At 57.6% G+C, this 22,195-nt stretch carries 17 protein-coding genes; 11 read left to right on the forward strand and 6 right to left on the reverse strand.

The window, feature by feature from the left end:
• Nucleotides 1–320: 320 nt before the first annotated feature.
• From ppc to fsa, 3 genes are all read left to right on the forward strand, one after another.
• Nucleotides 321–2,972 carry a phosphoenolpyruvate carboxylase gene (gene ppc, locus IM314_RS17895; RefSeq protein ID WP_041911805.1) on the forward strand — a complete coding sequence of 884 codons (2,652 nt, stop codon included), beginning with the start codon at nt 321–323 and terminating at the stop codon, nt 2,970–2,972.
• Between the two features lie 57 nt (nt 2,973–3,029).
• The gene (locus IM314_RS17900) at nt 3,030–3,794 is read left to right on the forward strand and encodes an AraC family transcriptional regulator (RefSeq protein ID WP_153657339.1); all 765 of its coding nucleotides are present in this window, start codon (nt 3,030–3,032) and stop codon (nt 3,792–3,794) included.
• A 128-nt stretch (nt 3,795–3,922) separates the two neighbouring features.
• Nucleotides 3,923–4,585 carry a fructose-6-phosphate aldolase gene (gene fsa, locus IM314_RS17905; protein WP_193359359.1) on the forward strand — a complete coding sequence of 221 codons (663 nt, stop codon included), beginning with the start codon at nt 3,923–3,925 and terminating at the stop codon, nt 4,583–4,585.
• Between the two features lie 111 nt (nt 4,586–4,696).
• Here fsa and katG read toward each other — a convergent pair whose 3' ends face one another.
• The 4 genes from katG to metB all read right to left on the reverse strand — a co-directional run bounded on the left by katG (nt 4,697) and on the right by metB (nt 12,166).
• Nucleotides 4,697–6,877 carry a catalase/peroxidase HPI gene (gene katG, locus IM314_RS17910; protein WP_193359360.1) on the reverse strand — a complete coding sequence of 727 codons (2,181 nt, stop codon included), beginning with the start codon at nt 6,875–6,877 and terminating at the stop codon, nt 4,697–4,699.
• Nucleotides 6,878–7,023: 146 nt separating this feature from the next.
• Complete coding sequence (gene metF, locus IM314_RS17915) at nt 7,024–7,911, reverse strand: methylenetetrahydrofolate reductase (RefSeq protein WP_041911801.1); 888 nt, start codon at nt 7,909–7,911, stop codon at nt 7,024–7,026.
• Nucleotides 7,912–8,570: 659 nt separating this feature from the next.
• On the reverse strand, nt 8,571–11,003 hold the full coding sequence (locus IM314_RS17920) for a bifunctional aspartate kinase/homoserine dehydrogenase II (protein ID WP_041911800.1): 2,433 nt from the start codon (nt 11,001–11,003) through the stop codon (nt 8,571–8,573).
• Nucleotides 11,004–11,005: 2 nt separating this feature from the next.
• On the reverse strand, nt 11,006–12,166 hold the full coding sequence (metB, locus tag IM314_RS17925; RefSeq protein WP_021242813.1) for a cystathionine gamma-synthase: 1,161 nt from the start codon (nt 12,164–12,166) through the stop codon (nt 11,006–11,008).
• A 275-nt stretch (nt 12,167–12,441) separates the two neighbouring features.
• Between metB and metJ the strand changes: the two genes are divergently transcribed.
• Nucleotides 12,442–12,759 (forward strand): met regulon transcriptional regulator MetJ, encoded by a 318-nt coding sequence (metJ, locus tag IM314_RS17930; protein ID WP_003862042.1) that lies wholly within the window; start codon nt 12,442–12,444, stop codon nt 12,757–12,759.
• Nucleotides 12,760–12,807: 48 nt separating this feature from the next.
• Here metJ and rpmE read toward each other — a convergent pair whose 3' ends face one another.
• Nucleotides 12,808–13,020: a 50S ribosomal protein L31 gene (rpmE, locus tag IM314_RS17935; protein ID WP_003862040.1), complete on the reverse strand. Its 213-nt coding sequence runs from the start codon at nt 13,018–13,020 to the stop codon at nt 12,808–12,810.
• 200 nt (nt 13,021–13,220) lie between these two features.
• Between rpmE and priA the strand changes: the two genes are divergently transcribed.
• The 7 genes from priA (at nt 13,221) to rraA (ending at nt 21,177) form a co-directional block, all read left to right on the forward strand.
• Nucleotides 13,221–15,416 carry a primosomal protein N' gene (gene priA / locus IM314_RS17940; RefSeq protein WP_047362498.1) on the forward strand — a complete coding sequence of 732 codons (2,196 nt, stop codon included), beginning with the start codon at nt 13,221–13,223 and terminating at the stop codon, nt 15,414–15,416.
• A 119-nt stretch (nt 15,417–15,535) separates the two neighbouring features.
• Nucleotides 15,536–16,561 carry a DNA-binding transcriptional regulator CytR gene (gene cytR / locus IM314_RS17945; protein ID WP_041911797.1) on the forward strand — a complete coding sequence of 342 codons (1,026 nt, stop codon included), beginning with the start codon at nt 15,536–15,538 and terminating at the stop codon, nt 16,559–16,561.
• Nucleotides 16,562–16,654: 93 nt separating this feature from the next.
• On the forward strand, nt 16,655–17,641 hold the full coding sequence (gene ftsN / locus IM314_RS17950; RefSeq protein ID WP_028014839.1) for a cell division protein FtsN: 987 nt from the start codon (nt 16,655–16,657) through the stop codon (nt 17,639–17,641).
• Nucleotides 17,642–17,735: 94 nt separating this feature from the next.
• Nucleotides 17,736–18,266, forward strand: a complete 531-nt coding sequence (gene hslV / locus IM314_RS17955; protein ID WP_008501802.1) for an ATP-dependent protease subunit HslV — start codon at nt 17,736–17,738, stop codon at nt 18,264–18,266.
• A 9-nt stretch (nt 18,267–18,275) separates the two neighbouring features.
• Nucleotides 18,276–19,610 (forward strand): HslU--HslV peptidase ATPase subunit, encoded by a 1,335-nt coding sequence (gene hslU / locus IM314_RS17960; protein WP_028014840.1) that lies wholly within the window; start codon nt 18,276–18,278, stop codon nt 19,608–19,610.
• A gap of 62 nt (nt 19,611–19,672) precedes the next feature.
• Nucleotides 19,673–20,599, forward strand: coding sequence for a 1,4-dihydroxy-2-naphthoate polyprenyltransferase (menA, locus tag IM314_RS17965; protein WP_100171285.1), 927 nt, complete (start codon nt 19,673–19,675; stop codon nt 20,597–20,599).
• Nucleotides 20,600–20,691: 92 nt separating this feature from the next.
• A complete protein-coding gene (gene rraA, locus IM314_RS17970) occupies nt 20,692–21,177 on the forward strand; it encodes a ribonuclease E activity regulator RraA (RefSeq protein WP_014885702.1) in 486 nt (161 codons plus the stop codon).
• A 584-nt stretch (nt 21,178–21,761) separates the two neighbouring features.
• Here the strand turns inward: rraA and zapB are convergent.
• Nucleotides 21,762–22,001 carry a septal ring assembly protein ZapB gene (gene zapB, locus IM314_RS17975; protein ID WP_028014842.1) on the reverse strand — a complete coding sequence of 80 codons (240 nt, stop codon included), beginning with the start codon at nt 21,999–22,001 and terminating at the stop codon, nt 21,762–21,764.
• Nucleotides 22,002–22,195: the final 194 nt, after the last annotated feature.

Raw genomic sequence — 22,195 nt, forward strand, 5'->3', positions numbered from 1 at the left:
TGCCTTAGTTGTAAGTGTCTACCATGTCCCCGAACAAGTGTTCACTATGTCCCCGGACCGTACAGTGGGAGAGGGTTAGGGTGAGGGTGAGGGTGAGGGCAACAAATCGCATGATCACCGTCACATTTCCATAAGCATCTCTTATCTGACGCAATGCGAATTAAATTTCGTAAATTGCCCGCATTTATTCGTTTGCTGAACCGTTTTCGCAGCAATTGACGACGGGGGTTTTACGTGGCTTTATAAAGGGAGATGACAAAATAATGTCCAGAAGATTTTCGCCTGGGCATAAACAAAAATGATGGGGTGACTGGGTTTTTATGAACGAACAATATTCCGCGTTGCGTAGTAATGTCAGCATGCTCGGCAAAGTGCTTGGAGATACCATCAAAGACGCGCTGGGGGAGAACATCCTCGACCGCGTTGAAACCATCCGCAAGCTGTCCAAATCTTCCCGTGCCGGTAACGAGGCCAGTCGTCAGGAGCTGCTCACCACCTTGCAGAACCTCTCTAACGATGAGCTGCTGCCCGTTGCCCGCGCCTTCAGCCAGTTCCTGAACCTGGCAAACACCGCTGAGCAATACCACAGCATTTCGCCAAACGGCGAAGCGGCCAGCAACCCGGAAGTCATTGCCCGCACCCTTCGTAAACTGAAAGACCAGCCAGACCTCAACGAAGCCACCATCAAAAAAGCGGTGGAGTCCCTTTCGCTGGAGCTGGTGCTGACCGCACACCCAACCGAAATCACCCGTCGTACGCTGATCCACAAGATGGTGGAAGTAAACAGCTGCCTGAAGCAGCTGGATAACAAAGACATTGCCGACTACGAGCGCAACCAGCTGATGCGCCGTCTGCGCCAGCTGATTGCCCAGTCCTGGCACACCGATGAAATTCGTAAGCATCGCCCAAGCCCGGTCGACGAAGCCAAATGGGGCTTTGCGGTGGTGGAAAACAGCCTGTGGGAAGGGGTACCAAACTACCTGCGCGAGCTGAACGAACAGCTGGAAGAAAACCTGGGCTATCGTCTGCCGGTAGACTTTGTGCCGGTGCGCTTCACCTCCTGGATGGGCGGTGACCGCGACGGCAACCCGAACGTGACCGCGGAAATCACCCGTCACGTCCTGCTGCTGAGCCGCTGGAAAGCGACCGACCTGTTTCTGAAGGATATTCAGGTGCTGATCTCCGAGCTGTCGATGGTTGAAGCGACGCCGGAACTGCGCGCGCTGGCCGGTGAAGAAGGTGCCAGCGAGCCGTACCGTTTCCTGATGAAAAAGCTGCGCGGTCAGCTGATGGCCACCCAGGCGTGGCTGGAAGCGCGCCTTAAAGGCCAGCGCCTGCCGAAGCCGGAAGGTCTGCTGAGCCAGAACGAACAGCTCTGGGAGCCGCTATACGCCTGCTATAAATCACTCCAGGCCTGTGGCATGGGCATCATCGCCAACGGCGAACTGCTTGATACCCTGCGCCGCGTGAAGTGTTTCGGCGTACCGCTGGTGCGTATCGACGTCCGTCAGGAAAGTACCCGCCATACTGAAGCCTTGGGCGAGCTGACCCGCTATCTCGGCATCGGCGACTATGAAAGCTGGTCCGAAGCCGACAAGCAGGCGTTCCTGATCCGCGAATTGAACTCCAAGCGCCCTCTGCTGCCGCGCAACTGGGAGCCAAGCAACGACACCCGCGAGGTGCTCAACACCTGTAAAGCGATCGTCGATGCGCCGAAAGGATCGGTGGCCGCCTACGTGATCTCTATGGCGAAAACCCCGTCCGACGTGCTGGGTGTTCATCTTCTGCTGAAAGAAGCGGGCATCGACTACGCCCTGCCAGTCGCCCCGCTGTTTGAGACCCTCGACGACCTGAACAACGCCAACGACGTCATGACCCAGCTGCTTAACATCGACTGGTATCGCGGCTTTATTCAGGGCAAGCAGATGGTAATGATTGGCTATTCCGACTCCGCGAAAGATGCGGGCGTGATGGCGGCGTCCTGGGCGCAGTATCAGGCTCAGGATGCGCTGATCAAAACCTGCGAGAAAGCCGGTATCGAGCTGACCCTGTTCCACGGTCGCGGCGGCTCCATTGGTCGCGGTGGCGCGCCTGCTCACGCGGCGCTGCTCTCTCAACCGCCGGGAAGCCTGAAAGGCGGCCTGCGCGTGACCGAGCAGGGCGAGATGATCCGCTTCAAGTATGGCCTGCCGGAAGTGACCATCAGCAGCCTGTCGCTCTATACCAGCGCGATCCTGGAAGCGAACCTGCTGCCGCCGCCGGAGCCAAAAGAATCCTGGTGCCGCATCATGGACGAGCTGTCAGACATCTCCTGCGATCTGTACCGCGGCTACGTGCGTGAAAACAAAGACTTCGTGCCTTACTTCCGTTCAGCAACGCCTGAGCAGGAGCTGGGTAAATTGCCGCTGGGCTCGCGTCCTGCAAAGCGTCGCCCGACCGGTGGCGTTGAATCCCTGCGCGCCATTCCATGGATCTTCGCCTGGACGCAAAACCGCCTGATGCTGCCCGCCTGGTTGGGTGCCGGTGCCGCGCTGCAAAAAGTGGTGGAAGACGGCAAACAGAACGAACTGGAAACCATGTGCCGCGACTGGCCCTTCTTCTCTACCCGTCTGGGCATGCTGGAGATGGTCTTCTCGAAGGCCGACCTGTGGCTGGCGGAATACTACGACCAGCGGCTGGTGAAACCAGAGCTGTGGGCGTTGGGTAAAGAACTGCGCGAACTGCTGGAAGGCGACATCAAAGTGGTGCTGGACATCGCCAACGACTCGCACCTGATGGCGGACCTGCCGTGGATCGCCGAGTCAATCCAGCTGCGTAACATCTACACCGACCCGCTGAACGTTTTACAGGCTGAACTGCTGCACCGTTCCCGCCTGGCGGAAGAGGAAGGTAAAGAGCCGGATCCGCGCGTTGAACAGGCACTGATGGTGACGATTGCGGGCGTTGCGGCGGGTATGCGTAACACTGGGTAATGCTTTATGCCGGGCAGGCGTTTTTAGCGCCGCCCGGCACGTTTCGGTAGTCTTCTCATGTATTCCGATATCACCCGAATTTTGGCTGACCTGGTGAACCGTACGTTACCGCTGGGCCAGATTCATTTCTCAGCGCTGGCTGAACAGCATCCCCGAACATCTCCCTGCCTCGTCATTACCCTTGCTCCGCCCTGTGAGGCGATATTTTCATCCTTTGGACACATCACGCTTCCACCGTCTAACGCCATGAGCATACATTTCGGTAAGCAGCAGCTGACTCTGGATTTACAGCGTGACAACGCGCTTTTGCAGCAGCTGCAGGTTCCCCGACGTGGCCCGCGAACGGGTGCTTTTCTTCTGCAAGCGCTCACCGAATTACAGATGCAGCCAGACGAGCAAGACACAGCCATGCTGGTGGTATTAAGCTTGCTCAGCCACTGCCGGGATCTGCTTGGCAGTGACATCCACACCGCTAACCGCAGCCGGGCGCTATTCGAAGCCGTTCGTAGTTATATCGAAGAAAATTACGCCTCTTCGTTAACGCGCGAATCCGTGGCACAGGCGTTCTACATCTCGCCGAACTACCTTTCCCATCTCTTTCAGAAGATCGGCCACGTGGGGTTCAACGAGTATCTGACACAAACGCGGCTGGAACATGCACGCCAGCTGCTGAAAGGCTACGATCTCAAAATTAAAGATATTGCCGCACGCTGCGGATTTCCTGACAGCAACTACTTTTGTCGCCTCTTTCGCAAGCACACCGAGCGTTCCCCTTCCGAATATCGTCGCCAGTATCACAGCCAGCTTATCGCCAAAAAATAGCATTGTGATCGCTATCGCACTTCGCTAAGGACATTACATTTGTCCAGTATTTGGCAAAATTGACCTGTATCCGCCGCACTCAGCCGGGCCTTATCCTTTATTCAACCTTTCTGACTTAAGGAAAAATAATGGAACTGTATCTGGATACCGCGAACGTGGCGGAAGTGGAACGCCTTGCCCGCGTCTTCCCCATCGCGGGCGTCACCACCAACCCAAGCATCATTGCCGTCAGCCGTGAATCCATCTGGGACGTGCTGCCGCGCCTGCAACAAGCCATCGGGCCGAACGGTACGCTGTTTGCTCAAACCATGAGCCGCGACGCCGAAGGCATGGTGGCGGAGGCCAAACGCCTGAGTAACGCCATCCCGGGTATTGTGGTGAAAATTCCGGTCACCGCGCAGGGGCTTATCGCCATTAAACAGCTGAAAAGAGAGGGTATTACCACGTTGGGTACCGCCGTTTACAGCGCCGCTCAGGGTTTACTGGCCGCGCTGGCAGGCGCGAAATACGTTGCGCCGTACGTCAACCGCGTCGACGCACAGGGCGGCGACGGTATTCGCATGGTACAGGAGCTGCAGTCCCTGCTGGAACTGCATGCGCCGGAAAGCATGGTGCTGGCTGCCAGCTTTAAAACACCGCGTCAGGCGCTGGACTGCCTGCTGGCCGGATGCGAGGCAATCACGATCCCCTTAGACGTAGCGCAACAAATGCTCGGTACCCCAGCGGTAGAGTCGGCCATAGAAAAGTTCGAGCAGGACTGGAAAAACGCGTTTGGTAACCTCAATCTCTAAGGGAGAAGAGGTTCGCAAAAAAAACTCGATCGCCTGAAAAGCGGGTGACAGCTACGCCTTACCCCGCCTGGATGACTGGCAAAAAAATCCCCGCCGTGGCGGGGATTGCTTTTACTTCACGTCAAACCGATCCAAATCCATCACCTTCGTCCATGCGGCAACGAAGTCACGGACAAACTTCTCGTGTGCGTCGCTGCTGGCATAAACCTCGGCCAGCGCGCGCAGGACGGCGTTAGAACCGAAGACCAGGTCGGCGCGGGTCGCGGTGTATTTCACTTCACCGCTGGCGCGATCGCTTCCGGCAAACAGTTCGTTTGAATCGTCGGTCGCTTTCCACTGGGTATTCATATCCAACAGGTTCACGAAGAAGTCGTTGCTCAGCACGCCCTCGCGGTTGGTGAATACGCCATTATTGCTGCCATCAAAGTTCGTGCCCAGCACGCGCAGGCCACCGATCAGCACCGTCAGCTCAGGTGCGGTCAGGGTCAGCTGCTGGGCCTTATCAATCAGCAATGATTCCGTCGTGGACACATCCACCTGCGCACGGTAGTTGCGGAAGCCGTCGGCAATCGGTTCGAGCAGGTTAAACATCTCGATATCCGTCTGATCCTGACGCGCATCCACACGGCCCGGCGTGAACGGCACGTTGACGTAAACGCCCGCGGCTTTCGCCGCCTGCTCAACGCCCACAACGCCCGCCAGCACGATGATATCCGCCAGCGAGGCTTTATTGGTGGTGCGCTGAATAGCTTCCAGAGCCGGTAACGCACGTACCGCCGCGGCGTTCACATCCCAGTCGCGCTGAGGCGCCAGCGCCAGACGCGCGCCGTTGGCGCCGCCGCGCTTGTCGCCACCGCGGAAGGTCGATGCAGACGCCCATGCCACGGAAACCAGCTCGCTCACGGAGAGGCCAGAGGCCGCGATTTCCGCTTTCAGGCTTTCAATGTCTTCCTGCGTCGGATGGAACACCGGCTGAGGCAGCGGATCCTGCCAAATCAGATCTTCTTTCGGCACTTCCGGGCCGATGTACCGCGCTTTTGGCCCCATATCACGGTGGGTCAGTTTGAACCACGCGCGCGCGAAGGCTTCGTTAAAGGCCTGCGGATCGTTCAGGAAGCGACGGGAAATTTTCTCGAATTCCGGGTCGAAACGCAGCGTCAGGTCGGTGACCAGCATGGTTGGCTTACGTTTTTTCGACGGGTCAAACGGGTCTGGCATGATTTCTGGCGCATCCACGGCTTCAAACTGAATCGCGCCTGCCGGGCTGCGGGTCTGCACCCATTCGTATTTGAACAGGTTCTCGAAGAAGTAGTTGCTCCACTGGGTCGGAGTTTGCGACCAGATGACTTCCAGCCCGGAGGTGATGGCGTCAGCGCCAATACCGGTGCCGTGCGTGCTGGCCCAGCCTAAGCCCTGCGCTTCAATCGGCGAGGCTTCCGGATCGGTACCTACGTGCGTGGCTTCACCCGCGCCGTGGGTTTTACCGAGCGTATGGCCGCCGGCAATCAGCGCGACGGTCTCTTCGTCGTTCATACCCATGTTGCCAAAGGTGGCGCGGATCGCCGCCGCAGCAGACAGCGGTTCACCGCTGGCGTTTGGCCCTTCCGGGTTCACGTAAATCAGCCCCATTTCGGTGGCCGCCAGCGGGCGCTTCGCCAGTGCTTCCGGGTCACGGTGGGTCAGCCAGGCTTTTTCATCACCCCAGTTCACGTCCAGATCCGGTTCCCAGACGTCTTCACGACCGGCGCCAAAACCAAAGGTGCGGAAGCCGGAGTTCTCCAGCGCCACGTTACCCGCGAGAATAAACAGGTCGGCCCAGGAGATTTTTTGTCCGTATTTTTGCTTGATTGGCCACAGCAGGCGGCGCGCTTTATCCAGGCTGACGTTATCAGGCCAGGAGTTCAGCGGCGCAAAGCGCTGTTGGCCGCGTCCGGCGCCGCCGCGTCCGTCAACGGAGCGGTAAGTACCGGCACCGTGCCAGGCCATGCGAATAAACAGACCCGCGTAGCTGCCCCAGTCGGCAGGCCACCACGGTTGAGAATCGGTTAACAGGGCTTTGAGATCGCCCTTGAGGGCGGAATAGTCGAGCTTGCTGAATTCTTTGCGGTAGTCGAAGTCTTCACCCAGAGGGTTCGAACGGTTGGAATGTTGGTTTAGAAGATCGATGCGGAGTTGTTTAGGCCACCACTCTTTGCTGCCGGTACCTGCGCCCGCGCTGTGATCGACGCCGCCCTGATGGAACGGACATTTGCCGGCGGATGCCGCGTTATTGGTCTCGTCTGACGTGCTCATCGCTATGCTCCCTTTACAGTGATACCGTTACGATATACACCACTAGCAATAAGATATAGTTGAATTAATCCACAGATTCGATAGTTAATACCTTTTAACTTTTTATATGATTAAAAAGCCCTCACTTTATGAGGGCTTTTTGCTGATTACGCCGGACGAACGCCCAGCGTATGACAAATGGCGTAGCTCATCTCCGCGCGGTTAAGCGTGTAGAAATGGAAGTCTTTCACCCCTTCGCGGCTTAAGATCTTCACCATGTCCATCGCAATATTGGCCCCCACCAGCTTGCGGGTTTCCGCATCATCGTCCAGCCCTTCGTACATTTTGGACATCCACAGCGGAATGCGAACGTTGGTCATATCGGCGAACTTCTTCGCCTGTTTGAAGTTAGAGACTGGCAGAATGCCCGGGATAATTTCGACGTCGATACCTGCCGAGACGCAGCGGTCGCGGAAGCGCAGATAGCTTTCCACGTCAAAGAAGAACTGGGTGATGGCGCGGTTGGCACCGGCCTCCACCTTACGCTTCAGGTTAAGCAAATCCGCCTGGGCGCTTTTCGCTTCCGGGTGGACTTCAGGGTAGGCGGCCACGGAGATATCAAAATCAGCAACGTCTTTCAGCAGCGCGACCAGATCGGTAGCGTACATGTCCGGCTTGCCGCTTCCCGGCGGCAGATCGCCACGCAGGGCAACGATATGGCGAATCCCGTTGTTCCAGTAGTCCTGGGCAATGGCGCGCAGCTCATCGCGGGTGGCGTCAATACAGGTCAGATGCGGCGCTGCTTCCAGACCGGTACGATCTTTGATGCCTTTAATAATGCTGTGCGTACGGTCACGCTCGCCGGAGTTGGCGCCGTAGGTCACGGAGACAAACTTCGGCTTAAGGCTGCTCAGGCGATCGATAGAGCTCCACAGGGTTTGCTCCATTTCACTGGTGCGCGGCGGGAAAAATTCAAAAGAGACGTTAATCTGGCCATTTACTTCGGCCAGGCTCTGATTCAGTGCTTCCCGCTGGTTGGCGTGAAAAAAGCTCATACCTTACCTCTATCTTTCGCGTGTCATTGTCTGTTGTGTTGTGAACTTCTATACGTTTAGACGTCCAGATGTAAAAATGACGGAAAAGCGGCGTGACGTCAACAGAAATAATCACAATAACGGTGAGGTTTGCTCAGGGAAGATGAAGGGAGTTCATGATGAGGGTGAGCGCGGTCTGATGCCCTCACCCTAACCCTCTCCCTGTGGGCTGAGGGATCCCCACAAAATAATACCAGCACGGACGACCCCCTCTCCCTTGAGGGAGAGGGCTGGGGTGAGGGGGAACATACGGCTCTGGTGGTCATTCCGTTCACTTTATGTTCCTTGCTACTCTGTAAGGACATGACCTGTGAACGTGCCAGGGCGGCTCAATCGCCGCCGCCCTGGCGACCCGGGCTCCCGGCGGTAAATCGCCGCTTCGCGGTGCCTTCGGCTTATTCCTTCCGGCTTGTCGGGGGCGGGCGGAGGTAACGTCCCTGTAAAGCCCGCCCTCTCGGCGCATCCATGCGCCTCGCCCCGGCCTACAGGAAACGCCTCAGCGATTTACAGCCGGACCAGGACATCGCTGTAAGTTATTCATTTCTCTGAAGCAATGTTCATCGCTTCAGGAAAAAATTACTGGGGATTCCTCAGCCCACAGGGAGAGGGAAATTCACTTTTTACAGCAGCTTAGCCAGACGGTTAATATCGGACTGGATAGCCCCAGCGGTGACATCGCGCCCCGCGCCCGGGCCGCGGATCACCAGCGGGTTATCGCGGTACCAGCGGCTTTCAATGGCGAAGACGTTATCGCACGGCAGCAGGGCCGCCAGCGGATGGTCAGGACGCACCGCCTCGACACCCACACGCGCCTTACCGTTCGCCTCGAAACGCGCCACGTAGCGCAGCACCAGCCCCATCTCGTTTGCCGCTTCCAGACGCTGTACCATCTGGTCATTCAGCTCGTCGCCGTTTTCGAAGAAGTGATCAACAGAACCTTCTTCGCAGCCCGCAGGCACCAGCGACTCGACGCGTACGGAATCCGGCTCGATGTCATAACCGGCTTCACGCGCCAGGATCACCAGCTTGCGCATCACGTCTTTACCGGAGAGGTCAACGCGCGGATCGGGCTCGGTTAAGCCCTGCTGCCACGCCTGATCCACCAGGTCGGTGAACGGTACGGTGCCGTCAAACTGCAGGAACAGCCAGGAGAGCGTACCGGAGAAGATCCCGCTCAGCGCCAGAATGCTGTCGCCGCTTTCAATCAGGTCACGCACGGTATGGTTAACCGGCAGGCCCGCGCCAACGGTGGCATTATAGAGCCAGTGGCGGCCCGTTTTTTCGAACGCGTCATGGATCTGACGGTATTTATCGGTGCTGCTCGCCCCCGCCAGCTTGTTGGCGCTGATGACGTGGAAACCGTGGCTGGCGAAATCCAGATACTGATCGGCAAGCTGTTCGCTGGCGGTGACGTCCAACACCACCAGATCGTCATACGGGTGCGCGCGCATCCACAGGAACAGCGACTCTTCATCCTGCTCAACCGCTTCATCGTTAAAGAAGGCAAGCGCCCGGCTGGCGTCCAGCCCTTCGTAGTTCAGCAGGCTGCGGCGGCTATCCACCACGCCCGCAAGAATAAATTCAAACCCGGTACGCGCCGAAAGCGTGACCTGTTCGCGGGCGAACAGCTCCAGCCAGCGGGAACCGATGTTACCCTTGCCAAACAGCACCAGGCCGATGCGTTTTTCCGCGCGGAACAGCGAGGTGTGCAGACCCTGAATCAGGCTTTCGGTTGGGCCTTTACGCAGCACGGCGACCAGGCTGATGCCCTCTTCCGACTGCCAGGTGAACTCTACCGGCTGGCCCTTCAGCTGCTGCCAGAAGCGGTGGCAGTGCAGCGGGTTACGGGTGACGCCCGCGCCGACCATCGCCACCAGCGCCAGCCCCTGACGCAGGCGAAGCTCGCCCGGCAGGCCCGCTTCGTCGAGAATTTTCAGCGCGCTGTCCGCCACTTCGGCGGTATAGCAGAACTGCAGCAGTTGACGATCGTTATGCACGCCAACGGCCAGCGGACGCACCTGGGCGCGTTTCAGGATCGTGTCGATATCTTTATGCGCCAGCCTGAAGTCCTGACCCGCAGGGACCTGGAACTCAATCAGGCAGATGTCGTCGTGGCTGGTGACGATGCGCGCGCCCGTGCCGGACGCCAGCACGCGCTCAATGCGCGTGGACCCCTGATCCGGCGTATAGCTACAGCGCAGCTGCAGGTCAATATCGCTGCCGGAAACCGGCTGCAGCGTGCGCGCGTGCAGCACCGGTGCCGCCAGACGCGCCAGCTCGCTCGCTTCGTCGAGACGCAGCAGCGGAAGCAGGCAGGCATCTTTCACTTTACGCGGGTCCGCGCTGTAGACACCGGCCACGTCGCTCCAGATGGTAACGCGGGACACGCCCGCCAGGGCACCGATCTGCGTTGCCGAGTAGTCCGAGCCGTTACGGCCCAGCAGCACGGTTTCACCCGCGTTGCTGCGGCTGATAAAGCCGGTGACGACAATACGTTTGCCCGGATGCTGCACCAGCAGCTGTTGCAGCAGCGGATAGGACAACCCTTCGTCCACCTGCGGCTGCGCGGCGCGTTCCGCACGCAGGAAATCACGCGCGTCGAGCCAGGCCGCGTCTACGCCCAGGTGTTGCAGTACGGCGGCCATCAGGCGCGCGGACCACACTTCACCGTGGCCCACCACTTCGGCATACACCGCGTCGGTAATCCCGCTGTCCAGCAGAGCAGCCAGACGCTCAAGGTCATGCGTGAAGGCGCTGATCAGCCCGTCCGCCACGTCCGCAGGCAGCAGGCCGGCAATCAGCTCGCTCTGGTAACGACGTAAGGACTGTTGCACCTGATGCGCAGAAAGGCGATCGGTCTGGCTCAGTTTCAGCCAGCTAATCAACTGGTTGGTGGTGCTGCCCGCCGCCGAGACAACCATCATGTCACCCGGCTGTGAATATTCGGTCATGATCCCTGCGACGCGCAGATAACATTTCACATCAGCAAGACTACTACCACCAAACTTGTGCAGCTGACGACCCTTCGCCCCTGCCTGCGCTATCACACTCATGATTACCCCTTGGCTGCGACCCGGAAGCCATTTTCCAGATCGGCAATTAAATCTTCAGAATCTTCAATACCGGTCGAGATACGCAGCAGCGTCTCGGAAATCCCGGCGGCGGCACGTGCTTCCGGTGCCATACCTGCGTGCGTCATGGTCGCGGCGTGGGAGATCAAGCTTTCAACCCCACCTAAGGATTCCGCCAGCGTAAACAATGACAGCCCGCTCAGGAAGCGACGCAGCGTTTGCTCGTCACCGTCCAGTTCAAAACTTAACATCGCGCCAAATCCCTTCTGCTGGCGCGCGGCAATCTCATGCCCCTGGTTTTCCGGCAGCGACGGGTGATAAAGCTTCTTCACCAGCGGCTGGGTTTTCAGGAAATCGACAATCGCCTGGGCATTACGCTGCGCCACGTCCATGCGCGGCGACAGCGTGCGGATGCCGCGCAACAGCAGGTAGCTGTCGAACGCGCCCGCGGTGACGCCGATATTATTAGCCCACCATGCCAGTTCCGTGACAACGTCGGGATCTTTTGCAATCACCACGCCCGCCACCACGTCAGAATGACCGTTCAGATATTTGGTGCATGAATGCAATACCAGATCCGCACCCAGTGCTAACGGGTTCTGAAGGGCCGGACTGAGGAAGGTATTATCCACTACACTTATCGCTCCCGCATCCCTTGCGAGCTGACAAATTTTCGCAATGTCGACAACGCGCAACAATGGGTTGCTTGGACTTTCCACCAGAACCAGCTTCGGCTTCTCTGCCAGCGCCTGTTTCAGCGCCTGTTCGTCGTTTTGATCGACAAACAGCACGCGGTAGCAGCCGCGCTTTGCCAGGCTGTCAAACAGACGATAGCTGCCGCCGTAACAGTCGTGCGGCGCAACCAGCAGATCGCCAGGCTTCAGGAACACCGTGGTCACCAGGTGAATGGCAGACATACCGGTATTGGTTAATACCGCACCCGCGCCGCCTTCCAGTTCCGCCAGCGCGCGCTGGGTTACATCACGCGTAGGGTTGCCGCGACGCGAGTAGTCATGCGCGCGCGGTTCATTAAATCCGGTGAAATTGTAGGTGCTGGAAAGATGAATGGGCGGGACAACGCAGCCGTACTGCTCGTCATCATTTAATCCGCTACGCACCGCGATCGTGGCCTGTTTACGCGTCATGGTGAGGGCTTCCTGGCGAATGAGGTGAAAAGTCAGCCACCAGAGTAAACATTGAAAGTATGGACGTCAATACATCTGGACATCTAAACTTCTTTGCGTATAGATTGAGCAATGCGCAAATAGCCGTTAAAATTATATGCTTTAGTGCACGCTGCAGCGGCAATATCCGTGCCACGGTATCGTCTCTACGGTAAACTACGCAAGATTACGGTTCAAAACGGGCAGTGACCGGTTTGCACCTTTAGATTAATGACTGAGAGGATTAAAGGTATCTCATGGCTGAATGGAGCGGCGAATATATCAGCCCATACGCTGAGCACGGTAAGAAGAGTGAGCAAGTAAAGAAAATTACGGTTTCCATTCCTCTGAAGGTGTTGAAGATCCTCACCGATGAACGTACGCGTCGTCAGGTGAACAACCTGCGTCACGCGACCAACAGCGAACTGCTGTGCGAAGCGTTCCTGCATGCGTTTACCGGCCAACCGTTGCCGAACGATGACGATCTGCGCAAAGAGCGTAGCGACGAAATCCCGGAAGAGGCGAAGGTGATCATGCGTGAACTGGGTATTGACCCGGAGACGTGGGAATACTGAGAAGCGGATACAAAAAAGGCACCTTGCGGTGCCTTTTTTTCGGGAAACTTATTTAGCGCCCGGGATGCTGAAACGCTTGTTGAAGCGGTCAACACGGCCACCGGTTGCAACATCACGCTGCTTACCAGTGTAGAACGGGTGGCATTTGCCGCACACGTCCAGGTTCAGATCGTGACCCACGGTAGAGCGGATCTGGATAGAGTTACCGCAAGAGCAGTTTGCAGTAATCATTTCGTATTTCGGGTGAATATCTTTTTTCATGGGAGAACCTCAGTTAAGGCCGCGTCGCTCTTCCAGCCCTAACGCCAGACACCACGCGATGTTGAATGTAAGTTCTTTGGCGTAAAGTACACCAAAGGCGGCGAATCATACAGAATTTAACCAACGTATGCAAACTGATCCGCACGCCGCTTTTACTAATGTGTATACTAACGCGCCACTTTTCAAGTCAGGAAGATTCGATGCCCGTCGCTCACGTTGCCCTGCCCGTTCCGCTTCCCCGCACCTTTGACTACCTGCTGCCCGACAGCATGAGCGCCAAAGCGGGCTGTCGCGTGACCGTGCCGTTTGGCAAACAGCAGCGCGTGGGGATCGTCGTCTCCGTCAGCGATACAAGCGAATTGCCCCTCAATGAACTGAAATCGGTGGTTGAGGTGCTGGACAGCGAGCCGGTTTACTCCACCAGCACCTGGCGACTGCTGCTGTGGGCGGCAGATTATTATCATCACCCGATTGGCGACGTCCTGTTCCACGCCCTGCCGATCCTGCTGCGCCAGGGCAAGAGCGCCAGCCACGCCCCGATGTGGTACTGGTTTGCCACCGAACAGGGGCAGGCCGTGGACATCAACAGCCTGAAGCGTTCGCAGAAACAGCAGCAGGCGCTGGCGGCGCTGCGTCAGGGAAAAATCTGGCGGCACCAGGTCGACGAGCTTGAGGTCAGCGAAACGGCGCTACAGGCATTAAGAAAGAAAGGGTTGAGCGAGCTGGCCAGCGAAGCGCCCGCCCTTCACGACTGGCGCGACGGCTTCTCCGTCTCGGGCGATCGCCTGCGCCTGAATACCGAGCAGGCCACCGCGGTTGGTGCCATTCATAGCGCCTCGGACCACTTTTCCGCCTGGCTGCTGGCGGGCGTGACGGGCTCCGGCAAGACCGAAGTCTATCTGAGCGTGCTGGAAAACGTGCTCGCGCAGGGCAAACAGGCGCTGGTGATGGTGCCGGAAATCGGCCTGACACCGCAGACCATTGCCCGCTTCCGCGAGCGCTTTAACGCGCCCGTTGAGGTGCTGCACTCCGGGTTGAACGATAGCGAGCGCCTCAGCGCCTGGCTGAAAGCGAAAAACGGCGAAGCGGCGATTGTGATCGGCACCCGCTCGTCGCTGTTTACGCCGTTTAAAAACCTCGGTGTCATCGTCATCGACGAAGAGCACGACAGCTCCTATAAACAGCAGGAAGGCTGGCGCTATCACGCCCGCGATCTGGCGGTCTACCGTGCGCACAGCGAGCAAATCCCTATTATTCTCGGATCCGCCACGCCTGCGCTCGAAACGCTGCACAACGTGCGCCAGCGTAAATACCACATGCTGCGCCTGACGCGCCGCGCGGGGAATGCCCGCCCGGCCATTCAGCACGTGCTGGATCTCAAAGGCCAGCAGGTGCAGGCCGGCTTAGCGCCCGCCTTGATTTCCCGCATGCGCCAGCATTTGCAGGCGGGGAACCAGGTCATCCTGTTCCTGAACCGTCGCGGATTTGCCCCCGCCCTGCTGTGCCACGACTGCGGCTGGATTGCCGAGTGCCCGCGCTGCGACCACTACTACACCTTCCATCAGGCCCAGCGACACTTGCGCTGCCACCACTGCGACAGCCAGCGTCCCGTTCCTCGCCAGTGCCCGTCATGTGGTTCCACGCATATCGTGCCGGTGGGGCTGGGAACGGAACAGCTGGAACAGGCGCTTGGCCCCTTCTTCCCGGACGTGCCTATTTCCCGAATCGACCGGGACACCACCAGCCGCAAGGGGGCGCTGGAGCAGCAGCTGGCGGAAGTGCATCGCGGCGGCGCGCGCATCCTGATTGGCACCCAGATGCTGGCGAAAGGGCACCACTTCCCGGACGTGACGCTGGTCGCCCTGCTGGACGTCGACGGCGCGCTGTTCTCGGCAGATTTCCGCTCCGCCGAGCGCTTCGCCCAGCTTTATACCCAGGTTGCCGGGCGTGCCGGACGCGCGGGTAAACAGGGCGAGGTAGTACTGCAAACGCATCACCCTGAGCACCCGCTGCTACAGACTCTGCTGCACAAAGGTTATGACGCCTTTGCCGAGCAGGCGCTGGCCGAACGCCAGACCATGCAGCTGCCGCCGTGGACCAGCCACGTCATCATCCGCGCGGAGGATCATAACAACCAGCAGGCGCCGCTTTTCCTGCAACAGCTGAGGAATCTCCTGCAGGCCAGCCCGCTGGTGGATAACCAGTTGTGGATCCTGGGCCCGGTGCCGGCGCTGGCGCCAAAACGCGGTGGACGTTTCCGCTGGCAGATTTTACTTCAGCACCCCTCGCGTATTCGCCTGCAGCACATCGTCAGCGGCACGCTGGCGCTCATCAATACCCTGCCGGAAGCGCGTAAAGTGAAGTGGGTACTGGACGTCGATCCCATCGAAGGCTGAAGACGGATCGAAAAATTTAACGCGCCTCACACTTTTTATGAAAATTCTGTAACCGATTCCATTAACTATCTGTAAAAATGGTGATGTCCGCAGTTCGGTGTTCAGGCGAGGAGAAGACGTTGAAGTCCAGGAAAGAGGTTGCCACGGCGACCATGAAAGACGTTGCCGAGAAAGCACAAGTCTCAACGGCAACCGTGTCCCGCGCATTAATGAACCCGGATAAAGTCTCCCAGGCGACCCGTAACAAGGTTGAACAGGCGGCGCTGGAAGTGGGGTATTTCCCGCAGGCGATGGGGCGGAACGTTAAGCGCAATGAATCGCGGACCATCCTGGTAATAGTGCCGGATATCTGCGATCCCTTCTTCAGCGAGATCATTCGCGGTATCGAAGTGACGGCGGCTGAGCAGGGCTATCTGGTGCTGATTGGCGACTGCGCTCACCAGAACCAGCAGGAAAAAACCTTTATCGACCTCATTATCACCAAGCAGATTGACGGCATGCTGCTGCTTGGCTCGCGCCTGCCGTTTGATGCCAGCATCGAAGAGCAGCGCAATTTACCGCCGATGGTAATGGCCAACGAATTTGCGCCAGAGCTTGAGCTGCCGACGGTCCACATTGATAACCTCACCGCCGCGTTCAACGCCGTAAACTATCTCCAGGAGCTGGGACATAAGCGGATTGGCTGCATTGCCGGGCCGGAAGAGATGCCGCTGTGCCACTACCGCCTGCAGGGCTATGTTCAGGCGCTGCGCCGTACCGGTGCGATTGTCGATCCGCACTATATTGCGCGCGGTGATTTTACCTTTGAAGCGGGCGGACAGGCGCTGGAGAAACTGCTGGCGCTGCCGGAACCGCCAACGGCGGTGTTCTGCCACAGCGACGTGATGGCGCTGGGTGCGCTTTCACACGCCAAGCGCCGTGGCTTACGTGTGCCGAAAGATTTGTCGATTATCGGATTCGATAACATTTCACTTTCAGAGTTTTGCGATCCACCGCTCTCCACCGTTTCACAACCGCGCTATCAGATTGGCCGCGAAGCGATGCTACTTCTGCTGGATCAGCTGCAGGGTCAAACGGTTAGCAGCGGCTCGCGTTTGCTGGACTGCGAGCTGATTATTCGCGGCTCTACCCAGGCATTGACTTAAAGTAAACGCCTTTCGGACACCCTTATCTGGTCAAAGCCCCGCCGCTTAAGTAACATGGCGGGCTGACGAACGAATAAATACAGCGAAACGATAGTGGCACAACGAGATTATGTACGTCGCGGCCAGCCGGCACCTTCGCGACGCAAAAAGAGCAGTTCAAAAAGCAAGCAGCGTAATCTGCCTGCGGTCTCGCCAGCAATGGTCGCTATTGCTGCGGCCGTGCTGGTGGCCTTTATTGGCGGCCTGTACTTCATCACGCACCATAAAAAAGAAGAGTCCGAGGCCCTTCAGGGCAACAAAGTGGTGGGAAATGGTCTGCCGCCGAAACCTGAAGAGCGCTGGCGCTATATTAAAGAGCTGGAAAGTCGTCAGCCCGGCGTGCGTGCGCCTACTGAGCCCTCAGCCGGTGGCGAAGTGAAGAATGCCGATCAGCTGACGGACGAGCAGCGCCAGCTGCTGGCACAGATGCAGGCCGATATGCGCCAGCAGCCGACGCAGCTGAATGAAGTGCCGTGGAATGAACAAACGCCAGCGCAGCGTCAGCAAACGTTGCAGCTGCAGCGTCAGCGCCAGGCACAAATTCAACAGCAGCAACAGCAGCAGTGGACGCAAACTCAGCCGGTACAGCAGCCGAAGGCCCAGCCATACCAGCAACCGCAGCAGCAGACGCGTACGGTGCAGTCGCAGCCTGTTCAACAGCCAAAAGCGCAGCCGCCAAAGCAAGCGGCGCAGCCGTATCAGGATCTGCTCCAGACGCCAGCGCATACCACCGCGCAGCAGCCGAAAACGCAGCAGGCCGCGCCGGTAACCAAAGAGACCGAAGCGCCGAAGCAGACGGCAGAGAAAAAAGACGAGCGCCGCTGGATGGTGCAGTGCGGTTCGTTTAAAGGTGCCGAGCAGGCGGAAACGGTGCGTGCACAGCTGGCGTTCGAAGGGTTTGACTCACGCATTACCACCAATAACGGCTGGAACCGCGTGGTGATCGGCCCGGTTAAAGGCAAAGAAAACGCAGACGGCACCATTTCCCGTTTGAAAGTGGCTGGCCACACAAACTGCATTCGACTCGCCTCCGGGGGTTGAAACCCCCAAAATCCCCCCCATCTATCATTTAATTCAGCCCTGAGCACAGGCTCAGGGCTTCTGTTTCCCGAATCTGTAACCAGGGGGTCTGCTCGTGACAACAATAGTAAGTGTACGCCGTAACGGCCATGTGGTAATCGCCGGTGATGGCCAGGCCACGCTGGGTAATACCGTCATGAAAGGCAACGTGAAGAAAGTCCGTCGTCTCTACAACGACAAAGTGATCGCCGGTTTTGCAGGCGGCACGGCGGATGCCTTCACGCTGTTTGAACTGTTTGAACGCAAGCTGGAAATGCACCAGGGTCATCTGGTGAAAGCTGCCGTTGAGCTGGCAAAGGACTGGCGTACCGACCGTATGCTGCGCAAGCTCGAAGCGCTGCTGGCGGTCGCGGATGAAACCGCTTCGCTTATCATCACCGGTAACGGTGACGTGATTCAGCCGGAAAACGACCTGATTGCCATCGGCTCTGGCGGCCCTTATGCCCAGGCTGCAGCCCGCGCGCTGTTGGAAAATACCGACATGAACGCGCGCGATATCGCGGTGAAGGCGTTGGATATTGCAGGTGATATCTGCATCTATACCAACCACAACCACACCATCGAAGAATTGACCTCCAAAGCGTAAGGATCTCCCATGTCTGAAATGACCCCACGCGAAATTGTCAGCGAACTGAACAAACACATTATCGGCCAGGATAACGCCAAGCGCTCCGTGGCTATCGCGCTGCGTAATCGCTGGCGTCGTATGCAGCTTGACGAAGAGCTGCGTCACGAAGTCACCCCGAAAAACATTCTGATGATCGGCCCGACCGGCGTCGGTAAAACCGAAATCGCCCGTCGTCTGGCGAAGCTGGCGAACGCGCCGTTCATCAAAGTTGAAGCCACCAAGTTCACCGAAGTGGGCTATGTGGGTAAAGAAGTGGACTCTATCATCCGCGACCTGACCGATTCTGCGATTAAGATGGTGCGCGTCCAGGCGATTGAGAAAAACCGCTACCGCGCGGAAGAGATGGCCGAAGAGCGTATTCTCGACGTGCTGATCCCACCGGCGAAAAACAACTGGGGCCAGGCTGAACAGCAGGCTGAGCCTTCAGCCGCGCGTCAGGCGTTCCGCAAAAAACTGCGTGAAGGCCAGCTTGACGACAAAGAGATTGAGATCGACCTCGCGGCCGCGCCGATGGGCGTGGAGATCATGGCGCCTCCGGGTATGGAAGAAATGACCAGCCAGCTGCAGTCCATGTTCCAGAACCTGGGCGGCCAAAAGCAGAAAGCGCGTAAGCTGAAAATCAAAGACGCGATGAAGCTGCTGATTGAAGAAGAAGCGGCGAAGCTGGTGAATCCGGAAGAGCTGAAGCAGGACGCTATCGACGCGGTTGAGCAGCACGGTATCGTGTTTATCGACGAAATCGACAAAATTTGTAAGCGCGGCGGCAACAGCTCCGGTCCGGACGTGTCCCGCGAAGGCGTACAGCGCGACCTGCTGCCGCTGGTTGAAGGCTGCACCGTCTCTACCAAGCACGGCATGGTGAAAACGGACCACATTCTGTTTATCGCTTCCGGTGCATTCCAGGTAGCCAGCCCGTCGGATCTGATCCCGGAACTGCAGGGTCGTCTGCCTATCCGCGTTGAGCTGCAGGCGCTGACCACCGAAGATTTCGAGCGCATCCTGACGGAGCCAAACGCCTCTGCTACCGTACAGTACAAGGCGCTGATGGCGACCGAAGGCGTGAACCTCGAGTTCACCGAAGACGGTATCAAGCGTATCGCCCAGGCCGCATGGCAGGTCAACGAAACCACCGAGAACATCGGTGCGCGTCGTCTGCACACCGTGCTGGAACGTCTGGTTGAAGACATCTCATATGACGCGAGCGACCTCAACGGTCAAACCATTACCATCGACGCAGACTATGTGAGCAAACATCTGGATGCGTTAGTGGCAGATGAAGATCTGAGCCGTTTTATCCTATAATCGCGGTTACTGCATTCTCATCACTGTTAATGGGGGCTAAGGCCCCCATTTTTATTGGCTAAATTACTATGACTGATATCAGCCGTACTCAGGCGTGGCTCGAAAGTCTGCGCCCTAAAACGCTTCCTCTGGCTTTTGCCGCCATTATTGTCGGCACCGCGCTTGCCTGGTGGCAAGGGCATTTCGATCCGCTGGTGGCAGGTCTGGCGCTCATTACCGCCGGGCTGCTGCAAATCCTCTCTAACCTCGCGAACGATTATGGCGATGCGGTAAAAGGCAGCGACAAGCCTGACCGTATCGGGCCGCTGCGCGGGATGCAAAAAGGGGTGATCACCCAGGCACAGATGAAGCGTGCGCTGATTATCACCGTGGTGCTGATTTGCTTATCTGGCCTGGCGCTGGTGACGGTCGCCTCGAAAACCACCAGCGACTTCATTGGCTTCCTGGTGCTGGGCCTGCTCGCCATTATCGCGGCCATCACCTACACCGTCGGCACGCGCCCTTACGGCTATATTGGCCTTGGGGATATCTCTGTGCTGGTGTTCTTCGGCTGGCTGAGCGTAATGGGGAGCTGGTACTTACAGGCGCATACGGTGATCCCTGCCCTGTTCCTCCCGGCGACCGCCTGCGGCCTGCTGGCGACGGCGGTACTCAATATCAATAATCTGCGCGATATCGACAGCGATCGCGAGAACGGCAAGAACACGCTGGCGGTGCGTCTGGGGCCGGTGAATGCGCGCCGCTATCATGCCTGCCTGCTTATTGGCGCGCTGGTTTGCCTGGCGCTATTTAACCTGATTTCCCTGCACAGTCTGTGGGGCTGGCTGTTTGTGCTTGCCGCGCCGCTGCTGGTTAAGCAGGCCCGCTTTGTGATGCGTGAACTCAGCCCGGCAGCCATGCCGCCAATGCTGGAGAGAACGGTAAAAGGCGCGCTGCTGACTAACCTGTTGTTCGTCATCGGGATTGTGTTAAGCCAGACGCTCAGTTAGCTGACAAATATCAATTAACAATTGATGATTTTGCCAACAACGCATTTCGCACGATATACTGAACACATTCGCAGCAACTGAGCGTTAAACCTATGAAATACGATACCTCCGAGCTTTGTGACATCTACCAGGAAGATGTCAACGTCGTTGAACCGCTGTTCTCCAACTTTGGTGGGCGGTCATCGTTTGGCGGTCAAATCGTCACGGTGAAATGTTTCGAGGACAACGGGTTGCTGTACGATCTGCTCGAACAGAACGGCCGTGGCCGCGTTCTGGTGGTCGACGGCGGCGGGTCCGTGCGTCGCGCACTGATTGATGCTGAACTGGCCGGCATTGCCGTCCAGAACGAGTGGGAAGGCATCGTGGTGTACGGCTCCGTGCGTCAGGTGGACGATCTGGAAGACCTGGATATCGGGATTCAGGCCATCGCGGCCATTCCGGTAGGCGCTGCGGGTGACGGCATCGGCGAAAGCGACGTGCGCGTTAACTTCGGCGGCGTGACCTTCTTCTCCGGGGACCATCTCTACGCCGATAATACCGGCATTATCCTTTCTGAAGATCCGCTGGATATCGAGTAATAAAACCATAAGCGTGAACCATAAAAAAACCGCCAACAGCAATGTGGCGGTTTTTTTGTCCCTCGGGATTCGCGGTCCGTTGGGAAGTTTTGCAACCTTTAACCAGGATTTTTATCTTACCCTGGTTCAAACCTCAGGTAACCTCATCGACCCTTTATAAATTCCTAATTATCTATGAAAACCTTAACTACGCTGCTATTGCTCATTATGATGCAGCGTCCCTTTCCGCCATTTCGCACATGGGCATCGGTCCAGGGAAAGGTGTAACCACAACCGTAAAGCAGCCTTTAACCAGGCTTGTGTCCACCGACTTATCACCGGTGGTGAACGGTGGAGCGGTTAGCCGCAGGGACCGCATAATGAAACGCTATTTATGTATCGCGTTCATTGTCGCCAGCGTACTCGTTGTAAAAAGTGATGAACCGATCGGGTTTGTTGCGTTTACCACGACAGCGCAGGACAAGTAGCGTTAAGGCCGCCTTGGGCGGCCTTTTTTATGGTTGGATGTCAGTCAGCGAGAACCATAAAAAAAGCCGGGTAGCGGCATCGCCTTACCCGGCCTGTTCAGTTCATCCCAGTGGGAATCAGACCTCTTCCATACGTCCCAGCAGCGCCTGCAGGCGATCCTGCCAGCCGTTCTGCTGTTCGCGCAGCTGGTTGTTTTCGCGCTCCAGTTCTTCGCGGCCGTGCTGAGCGTTCTGAACTTCCTGCGCCAGGCTGTTGTTCTTCTCTTTCAGCTCTTCAATTTCCATCTGCAGCAGCGTGATGGTGTCAATCGCCTGCTGTACTTTCGCTTCCAGTTTCTCAAACACTTCTAAAGACATGATCCTACCTCTCCTGAATTGCAAGGCGACGCTTTAACGTAAACGCGCACAACATATGTTCCGATTGTATGGAGCGCAGTCGCCCCTGTCCAGCGGCATGCCACGCAGATCGCGGTTTGCAACACTTTTCGGTCTCGTCCTGGTGCGTTCGCGGCATATACCTCTAAGTTGTTAACCCATTCGTTAAAAAAATG

The organism is Enterobacter cloacae complex sp. P42RS (assembly GCF_014930595.1).
In the GTDB taxonomy this organism is placed as follows: domain Bacteria; phylum Pseudomonadota; class Gammaproteobacteria; order Enterobacterales; family Enterobacteriaceae; genus Enterobacter; species Enterobacter bugandensis.

Excerpts from the sequence above, each read along its gene's own strand:
- priA (WP_047362498.1), top strand. The coding sequence starts at position 13,221 with ATGCCCGTCGCTCACGTTGCCCTGCCCGTTCCGCTTCCCCGCACCTTT.
- IM314_RS17900 (WP_153657339.1), top strand. The coding sequence starts at position 3,030 with ATGTATTCCGATATCACCCGAATTTTGGCTGACCTGGTGAACCGTACG.
- zapB (WP_028014842.1), bottom strand. The coding sequence starts at position 22,001 with ATGTCTTTAGAAGTGTTTGAGAAACTGGAAGCGAAAGTACAGCAGGCG.
- hslU (WP_028014840.1), top strand. The coding sequence starts at position 18,276 with ATGTCTGAAATGACCCCACGCGAAATTGTCAGCGAACTGAACAAACAC.
- katG (WP_193359360.1), bottom strand. The coding sequence starts at position 6,877 with ATGAGCACGTCAGACGAGACCAATAACGCGGCATCCGCCGGCAAATGT.
- metJ (WP_003862042.1), top strand. The coding sequence starts at position 12,442 with ATGGCTGAATGGAGCGGCGAATATATCAGCCCATACGCTGAGCACGGT.
- rpmE (WP_003862040.1), bottom strand. The coding sequence starts at position 13,020 with ATGAAAAAAGATATTCACCCGAAATACGAAATGATTACTGCAAACTGC.
- metF (WP_041911801.1), bottom strand. The coding sequence starts at position 7,911 with ATGAGCTTTTTTCACGCCAACCAGCGGGAAGCACTGAATCAGAGCCTG.
- IM314_RS17920 (WP_041911800.1), bottom strand. The coding sequence starts at position 11,003 with ATGAGTGTGATAGCGCAGGCAGGGGCGAAGGGTCGTCAGCTGCACAAG.
- rraA (WP_014885702.1), top strand. The coding sequence starts at position 20,692 with ATGAAATACGATACCTCCGAGCTTTGTGACATCTACCAGGAAGATGTC.
- metB (WP_021242813.1), bottom strand. The coding sequence starts at position 12,166 with ATGACGCGTAAACAGGCCACGATCGCGGTGCGTAGCGGATTAAATGAT.
- ppc (WP_041911805.1), top strand. The coding sequence starts at position 321 with ATGAACGAACAATATTCCGCGTTGCGTAGTAATGTCAGCATGCTCGGC.
- fsa (WP_193359359.1), top strand. The coding sequence starts at position 3,923 with ATGGAACTGTATCTGGATACCGCGAACGTGGCGGAAGTGGAACGCCTT.